Source organism: Streptomyces violaceorubidus, assembly GCF_000717995.1.
Classification (GTDB): domain Bacteria; phylum Actinomycetota; class Actinomycetes; order Streptomycetales; family Streptomycetaceae; genus Streptomyces; species Streptomyces violaceorubidus.
The window spans coordinates 1-257 of sequence record NZ_JODM01000218.1 but is presented as its reverse complement, the minus strand read 5'-3'; the positions used below and the strand labels follow the sequence as shown (position 1 = coordinate 257).

The window sequence follows — 257 nt, the reverse complement described above, 5'->3', positions numbered from 1 at the left end:
CCCATCTGTTCCATTGTGGCGATCGTGACCACGATGTCGGTGTCGGTGGCCGGGGTCTGTTCGGGCAGGCTCAGGCGCACGCGCATGATGATCCGTGCCATGTCGGGGGAGAGCGCGCTGCCCGCGGCGGGTGCGGGTGTGGTGGACCAGTCGATTGTGGTGAGCAGGTGGGCGAGGCCTGCGGGGTCGTGCGGGGCGGAGAGGGTGGTGTCGGTGAGGAGTGTGGTGGCCAGGGCGGCGAAGGCCGCGCTGTCGGG

Annotated in this window: 1 protein-coding gene; it reads right to left on the bottom strand. The window is 70.4% G+C overall.

Annotated elements, in window-relative coordinates; genetic code table 11:
- Positions 1 to 257: hypothetical protein (locus IE94_RS36965; protein ID WP_037925143.1), on the bottom strand; the 257-nt coding region annotated here is incomplete at both ends.